Source organism: Pedobacter sp. UBA5917, from assembly GCF_002432345.1.
In the GTDB taxonomy this organism is placed as follows: domain Bacteria; phylum Bacteroidota; class Bacteroidia; order Sphingobacteriales; family Sphingobacteriaceae; genus Pedobacter.
Genome location: NZ_DJDT01000308.1, coordinates 23,688 through 32,334 on the forward strand (window position 1 = coordinate 23,688; position 8,647 = coordinate 32,334).

4 protein-coding genes are annotated in these 8,647 nt (G+C 40.8%); all 4 read left to right on the plus strand.

Features of this window, described 5'->3' with window-relative positions; translation table 11 throughout:
* Positions 1–236 precede the first annotated feature (236 nt).
* The 4 genes from fucP to B2V92_RS21550 all read left to right on the plus strand — a co-directional run bounded on the left by fucP (position 237) and on the right by B2V92_RS21550 (position 8,585).
* Entirely contained in the window at positions 237–1,538 is a 1,302-nt protein-coding gene (gene fucP / locus B2V92_RS21535; protein WP_293312065.1) for an L-fucose:H+ symporter permease, read from the plus strand.
* Positions 1,538–4,969, plus strand: coding sequence for a glycosyl hydrolase (locus B2V92_RS21540; protein ID WP_293312066.1), 3,432 nt, complete (start codon positions 1,538–1,540; stop codon positions 4,967–4,969). The genes fucP and B2V92_RS21540 overlap by 1 nt, the downstream gene beginning before the upstream one ends.
* A 9-nt stretch (positions 4,970–4,978) precedes the next feature.
* A complete protein-coding gene (locus B2V92_RS21545; protein WP_293312067.1) occupies positions 4,979–6,997 on the plus strand; it encodes an aceric acid hydrolase in 2,019 nt (672 codons plus the stop codon).
* A gap of 160 nt (positions 6,998–7,157) precedes the next feature.
* On the plus strand, positions 7,158–8,585 hold the full coding sequence (locus tag B2V92_RS21550) for a sialate O-acetylesterase (protein WP_293312068.1): 1,428 nt from the start codon (positions 7,158–7,160) through the stop codon (positions 8,583–8,585).
* Positions 8,586–8,647 lie beyond the last annotated feature (62 nt).

Consider the following 8,647-nt stretch of genomic DNA (forward strand, 5'->3'; position numbering starts at 1 on the left):
GGTTCACTGGTCAATAGTTCATTGGTTTGGGTGCCTATAGCGACAGCTTTAACCGCATAGTTCAATTGTACGCTAACTGTTTTTATCATTCCGAAGAACTGATTTTAACCAACGATATACACCAATAGTCGATGACCAATGAACCAGGCGCTAATAACCATTTCACAAATGACTAATTTACAGATGACAAATACACCAATGAACCATAATAAATCGAACTAAACACAAATGAACCAATGACAAATGATCCAGTGAACACACACACCGAAATTGTAACCGAAGGCGATCCCTCATCGGGAAAAAAATATTTATTGCCCTTTATACTTGTAACAAGTTTATTTTTTCTGTGGGGAATGGCGCACAATCTTGATTCCATCCTGATTCCACATTTGAAAAAAGCCTGTAATCTGAATAACAGACAATCTACACTGATCGATACTTCTGTTTTCTTTGCCTATTTTTTAATGGCCATTCCAGCCGGTATGATTCTGAAAAAATGGGGATATAAAGCCACGATGATTTCTGGTTTATTGGCCTTTGCCTTCGGCGCATTTTTATTTGTACCAGCAGCTAATAGTTTATCTTACATCACATTCTTAATTGCCTTGTTTATCATTGGTTGCGGTTTAACCATGTTAGAAACGTCGGCTAACCCGTATGCAGCGGTACTGGGCGATCCTGCAAAAGCAACCAACAGGTTAAATTTGGCTGCATCTTTTAATGGTCTCGCCGCCATGGTGGCACCTATGATCGGTGGATTATTTATCCTTTCCGGAAAATCACACAGTAAAGAAGAATTGGCAGCCATGACCGATACTGCCAGAAGCAGTTATTTTTTGGAAGAAGCAGCCTCAGTTAAAACCCCGTACATTACATTGGGAATTGTTTTATTGGTTATTGCAGCTATCTTTTTCTTCATCAATCTTCCCGAAATTAAGACTAAAAGTATAGATGGTGAAGCCAAAGGAAGTTTTTTTGGAGCATTACGCCATAAACATTTAAAATGGGCAGTTGTGGCTCAGTTTTTCTACGTAGGCGCACAGGTTTGTGTAACCAGTTTTTTTATCAGAATGGCACAACAGGGCGGAGGTTTTGATGAGAAAACGGCAGCCTCTTATTTAGCCGTTTATGGTTTTCTGTTTACTGCCGGCCGTTTTGCAGGAACTGCAATTCTACAGTTTGTTTCGTCAAATAAACTTCTGGCAATATATGCGATAATTTCAATCTTACTGTGTCTGGTATCCATTTTAGGTAAAGGTTCTTATGTGGTTTATGCTCTGGGAGCTATCGGATTCTTTATGTCAATTATGTTTCCAACCATTTTTGCACTGGGTATTGATGGTATTGGTGATGACACTAAGCCAGGTTCCTCATGGTTAATTATGTCTATAGTGGGTGGTGCCATCCTACCATTTGGAATGGGCAGCCTTATCGACATGTATGGCGATAATATTCAGATCGGCTATAGCATTCCGTTGGTATGTTTTCTGGTTATCCTTTATTTCGGATTAAGGGGCTACAAAATCACACACAAATAATGAAGAATCTACAATATACCAGGGTTTTATGCTTCATACTGATTAGCTTTTGCTTTTCTGCCAGCCTTTTCGCGCAGCAAAACGAAAGTGCAAAACCCTGGGTATTTTGGTATTGGGTTAAAGGTGCGGTTTCAAAGGCCGGCATTACAGCAGATCTGGAAGCCATGAAATCGAATGGTATTGCCGGTGCTTATTTAATGACAATACAAGGTCCCGATAAAGATAAAACACCTGTTTACAATCCTCCGTCAGTTCAGCTTACGCCCGAATGGTGGACTATGGTTGAGTTTGCCATGAACGAGGCCAAACGTTTGAACCTTAAACTGGGCATGCACGTAAGCGATGGTTTCGCATTGGCGGGCGGTCCGTGGATTACGCCAGAGCTTTCTATGCAAAAAGTAGTCTGGTCTAAAATAACCATCAGTAATTCAAATTATAAGATCAATTTACCTCAACCAGAATCTACCCAAAATTATTATAATGATATTGCGGTTTACGCCTATCCGTCGCCCATTGGAGAAGGAACTTCAACCCGCACGGTTATTCCTAAAATTACAACCAGTAACGGTGCCGATGCTTCTGGTCTGGTTCAGCCCGGTAACAAGAAAAATTTTAGTTCAAATGAACCCTGTTATATTCAATACGAATTCGAAAAACCTTTTACCTGTAGAACCGTAACCATAAAAGTAAGTGGTAATAACTATCAGGCACAACGTTTAGCCATTGAAGTTAGCGATGATGGTAAAATTTTCCGTTCGATTGGCAGGTTGGAAGCCCCAAGGCATGGCTGGCAGGATACCGACGAAGATGTAACCCATTCAATTACACCAACTACGGCTAAGTTTTTCAGGTTTATTTATGACAAAAAAGGATCGGAACCTGGAGCAGAAGATTTGGATGCCGCAAAATGGAAACCTTCGTTAAAATTGGTCAACCTCGGGTTATCTTCCGAAGCTCAGATCAATCAGTTTGAGGGTAAAAATGGCTCAGTTTGGCGCATAAGCAAAAGAAGTACAGATGAACAGATTGCCAAAAACCTTTGCGTTCCCTTAAATAAGATCATCAATTTAACAGGCAGATTAAAGCCTGATGGAACCTTAAACTGGCAGGCACCAAAAGGTAAATGGACTATTTTAAGGATCGGGCATACCTCAACCGGTCATACCAATGCAACTGGTGGTGGAGGAATGGGCCTGGAATGCGATAAATTCAATCCAGAAGCTGTAAAATTACAATTTGACAATTGGTATGGTGCTGCCTTAAAACATGGCGGACCAGAAATTGCCAAAAAAGTTTTAAGCGTTTTTCATGTTGATAGCTGGGAGTGTGGCAGTCAGAACTGGTCACCGGTTTTTAAAGCTGAGTTTTTAAAGCGCCGTGGCTACGATTTGACACCTTATTTGCCTATCATGACTGGTTTACCTGTAGAAAGTGCCAGTGTTTCGGAGAACTTCCTCTACGATATCAGAAAAACCATTTCAGAACTGGTTGTCGATCAATTTTATAAAACCCTTGCTCAAAAAGCGAAGGAGCAGGGTGTAACTTTTACAGCCGAAAGCATTGCCCCAACCATGATGAGCGATGGTTTAATGCATTACAAAACGGTCGATGTGCCGATGGGCGAGTTCTGGCTAAACAGTCCTACACATGATAAACCGAACGATATGTTGGATGCGATATCAGGAGCACATATTTATGGTAAAAACATCATTCAGGCTGAAGCTTTTACCACCGTAAGGATGGATTGGAACGAAAGTCCGGCCAATATGAAAACCTTGCAGGATCGCAATTATGCCCTTGGTATCAACAAACTGGTATATCACGTTTTCACACACAATCCATGGACGGATAGAAAACCCGGAATGACCCTTGATGGTGTGGGTTTATATTTTCAACGCGATCAAACCTGGTGGAAAGCCGGAAAAGCCTGGATTGATTATGCAGAACGCACTCAAAACTTATTGCAACAGGGCAAACCGGTTGTGGATATTGCCGTTTTTACCGGAGAAGAATTACCTAGACGTTCGGTACTGCCAGATCGTTTGGTCGAAACCATGCCGGGTATTTTTGGAGCTGATGTAGTAGAAGTCGAAAATAAACGCCTGGCAAACGTTGGAGAGCCATTGCGGCAGATCCCCTCAGGTGTAACCCACTCTGCAAACATGGCCGATCCCGAAAACTGGGTAAATCCATTGCGTGGTTATGCTTACGATAGTTTTAATCCCGATGTATTGCGTACAGCAACCGTTAAAGATGGAAATGTGGTGTTCGAAAGCGGCGCTACCTATAAAATATTGGTGATACCGGGCAGTATGAAAATGAACCCGAACTATCAGTACATGAGTTATGCGACGGTTAAAAAACTTTCGGAATTGATAAAAGCAGGAGCTAAAGTAATTGTTGCTGATAAACCACTATATCAACCTGAAATTAAGCAGGTTAACAATACTGGTTTCGAAAGAATTGTTAAAGAAATATGGAGCGACACGTTTACATCATTTAAGAGCGGTAATCAACCAATTTATGTAAATAAACTGGGATTGGGCGAGGTTTATAAAGCTCCATTTTATGGTACTGATTTTACAAGTCTCGGTATAGAAAAAGATTTAGATATTCGCTATGTACCTTCTACGTTAAGTTCATTTCTACTGCCGGCAAAAAATGTTGCATTTACACACCGGGGAACGGGAACCAAAGATTTATATTTCATTTCAAACCAGGCAAATACAGAAAGGGAATTAAATTTTTCATTCAGGATAAAAGGAAGGATCCCACAACTATACAATCCCACAACCAGCGATACCATTTCACTGAAAAATTGGATTATAAAAGATGACAGGACTGAATTTTCGCTAAAGTTACCTGCAAATGGATCTGTATTCGTAATATTTGAAAAACAATCCCAACTGCCTCAATTAATTATTGGCAACAATTGGTCAATTTTAAAAACCGTTCAGAATATCTCCAAAAATTGGCAGGCTAACTTCGACACCACTTATGCTGGTCCATCAAAACCCATCACCTTTAACGATTTAACTGATTGGACCACTAATTCAGATAGCCTGGTTAAATATTATTCGGGTACAGCCGTTTATAACAAAAACTTCAACTTCGCCGGAAATACAAATGATAAATTATGGATTGATCTTGGTGAGTTTTCGAGTATCGCAGAAGTCAAAATCAATGGCATTAACTGTGGCACCTTATGGACGGCTCCACATCGTTTAGAAATCAGTAAAGCCATCAAAAAGGGCGAAAATCAGATCACTATAGAAGTAACCAATACCTGGGCAAACCGCCTCATCGGCGACAGTAAGTTACCGGAAGATAAACGAATTACAAAAACCACTGCGCCATTCCGCCTGGAAGGTAAACCATTAAACCCTGCCGGATTATTAGGCCCGGTGCAGATTATGAGGGAGGAGAAATAAAGTATGGATATGTTAAAAAATAGCATTTTGGTGGCGCTGTGTATGATATCCTTCGTCGCAAACGGACAGGATAAAGCTTTGGTGAATACATCCAACTCACCTTATGCAAAGCTGCACAGCATCAACCTTACAGACGTAACCTGGACGAAAGGTTTTTGGGCCGATCGTTTTAAAGTAGCTACCGAAACCATGGTTCCCAATATGTGGGCCATTTACAACGATCCGAAAATTAGCCATGCTTTCAAGAATTTTGAAATCGCAGCCGGTCTGGATACTGGTTCGCATGCAGGTCCTTCTTTTCATGATGGCGATTATTATAAAACTTTAGAAGCTGTTGCGGTTTTGTATGCCTCAACAAAAAATCCAAAGCTGAACGAAATGATGGATAAGGCCATTGTAGTAATCGGAAAATCGCAGCGCGAAGATGGTTACATTTACACCAAGGCCATGATTGAGCAGCGTAAAACAGGTTCTAAAAATCAATTTCAAGACCGTTTAAGCTTCGAATCGTACAATATCGGCCATTTAATGACAGCCGGCTGTATCCATTACCGTGTTACCGGAAAAACAACATTATTGAATATTGCCAAAAAAGCTACCGATTACCTCTATAATTTCTATAAATCGGCCTCTCCAACATTGGCACGGAATGCCATCTGCCCCTCGCACTATATGGGGGTTGTAGAAATGTACCGTACCACAAAAGATCCCCGCTATCTCGAACTTGCACAGCATTTAATCGCCATTAAGGGAAAAATTGATGATGGTACAGACGATAACCAGGATAGGATTCCGTTTCTGCAACAAACGAAAGCCATGGGGCATGCTGTACGTGCAAACTACCTTTATGCCGGAGTAGCAGATTTATACGCGGAAACAGGCAAAGATTCGCTGTTAACCACACTGAATTTGATGTGGGACGATGTGAATCAGCACAAAATGTACATTACGGGTGGCTGTGGCTCACTTTATGATGGTACTTCGCCCGATGGAACTTCTTACAACCCCGCTGATGTTCAAAAAATCCATCAGGCTTTTGGCCGCGATTACCAATTGCCTAATTTCACTGCCCATAACGAAACCTGCGCAAACATCGGTAACGTACTCTGGAACTGGCGTATGCTGCAGATTACAGGCGATGCCAAATATGCTGATGTAATGGAACTGGCCCTACACAACAGTGTTTTATCGGGAATAAGCCTTGATGGAAAGAACTTTTTATATACTAATCCATTAGCTCAATCAGATGATTTACCTTTTAAACAACGTTGGTCTAAAGATCGTGTTCCTTACATTGCACTGTCCAATTGCTGTCCGCCAAATGTGGTGCGCACCATTGCTGAGGTAAGCGATTATGCTTATAGTATTTCAGATAAAGGTTTATGGTTCAACTTATATGGTAGCAATAATTTAAGTACAACATTAATTGATGGATCTAAAATTTCATTAACTGAAGAAACCAATTATCCATGGGATGGAAAAATCAAAATCACCATTAAAGGAACAGAAAACAAAACCTATTCTCTTTTTTTAAGAATCCCATCATGGACACAAGATGCACAGATCAGCATTAACGGAAAGCTTGAAAATATCAAACCCATTTCCGGTACTTACGCCGAAATTAACCGGCTTTGGAAAAAGGGCGATGTAGTAGAATTAAACCTCCCGATGGAAGCTACATTGATTGAGGCCAATCCCTTAGTTGAGGAAAACAGAAACCAGGTAGCCGTAAAACGTGGACCGGTTGTTTATTGTCTCGAATCTACAGATCTGCCCAAGCAAAGTATTTTTAATGCCTTTATTCCAGCTTCGACCAGGTTCGAAGCCAAAGCAATTAATATTAGCGGCGCAGAAATGATGGCTTTAGTTGGAAATGCAAAAATAATGAAGCCAAATAACTGGAAAAATGTACTGTACAGACCAATTGATGGTAAAAACATCGAAACCGAAATAAAATTAATACCCTATTTTGCCTGGGGAAACCGTGGCCACTCAGAAATGTCGGTTTGGTTGCCTGTGAGTAGGTAAATTCACCGTGATCGTCACCCTGAATTTATTTCAGGGTCTATCATGCAATTAAGATGCTGAACACGAAGTAGCCATTAGACCATTGAAAAACAATAGTAGTGGCTAAAAAAATAAATCCGATAGCTATCGGAACGAGATGACGACTATTAAAAGACAAATAATGAAACTGATCCTCCTTATATTCCTAAACCTTACCTGTTGCCTCATTGCATCGGCTACAGTAAAACCGGCATCGATTTTTACCGATCACATGGTATTGCAACAGCAAAGTAATGTAGCCATCTGGGGATGGGCGAAACCATCAGGTAAAGTAAAAATCAATACCTCCTGGAATAAGCAAAACTATACGGTAACTGCTGATCAAAGCGGAAAGTGGAAGGTAAAAGTATCCACCCCCACAGCTGGCGGCCCATATCACATCGAATTTAACGACGGCGAAAAATTAGTTTTAACCGATATACTGATCGGCGAAGTATGGTTCTGTGGTGGTCAATCCAACATGGAGATGCCCATGAAAGGCTTTAAAAGTCAGCCCATAATAGGTTCAAATGAAGTAATTTTAAAATCTGCGAACAAAAACATCAGGCTTTATACCGTTCCGCGTTCTTCTATTACCGAACGACAGGAAAATAGCAAACTTTCACCGTGGAAATTAGCTTCTCCGGAAAGTGTTTCCAGTTTTAGTGCCACCGCTTATTATTTTGGTTCATTATTAAGCGAAATGTTAAATGTTCCGATTGGGATCATCAACGATAGTTATGGTGGCTCTACAATAGAAGCCTGGATGTCGCCAGAGGATTTAAAAGCGTTTCCCGAAATTAAAATTCCTTCAAAAACCGATACCATCAAAGAAGTAAGCCGAACACCTACCACATTATACAACGGCATGTTTTATCCTGTAATCGGTTATGGCATCAAAGGAGCCATCTGGTACCAGGGCGAATCTAATTACGAACGTGCTGATCGGTACGAAGATTTATTTCCGGCAATGGTTGCCTCATGGCGGAAAAACTGGGACAATGGCGATTTTCCATTTTACTATGCACAGATTGCGCCTTACAACTATGCACAGCTGCCTCCATACCATGTGGGCGGAAAGTTTAACTCGGCCTTTTTACGGGATGCACAGCGTAAATCACTCGCCAAAATTCCGAATTCGGGCATGGCGGTTTTAATGGATATTGGCGAAGAAAAATCAATCCATCCGGCAAATAAAAAACAGGGTGGAACACGTTTAGCTTACCTGGCACTGGCTCAAACTTATGGCATAAAAGGTTTTGGTGCGCTAAGTCCTAATTATGAATCGTTAAGCGTTGATAAAAATAAAGCTGTAATCAAGTTTCAAAATGTTTCAAATGGCTTAACTTCATTTGGAAAAGAACTGGCTTTATTTGAAATAGCAGGAGCAGACAGGAAATTTTATCCCGCAAAAGCAACAATAAGCGGAAGTAGCATTTCTGTTTCAGCTGAGCAGGTTAAAACACCGGTAGCCGTACGTTACGCCTTTAAAGATTTTGTAACCGGCGATTTATTCGGGAACGATAGCCTGCCGGTTTCTTCATTCCGTACAGATGATTGGGAGAATTAACAATATGATTTTAACCACGAAGGCAAAACGTATTTTTTTTAAGAACTTAAATGTTCTGATGC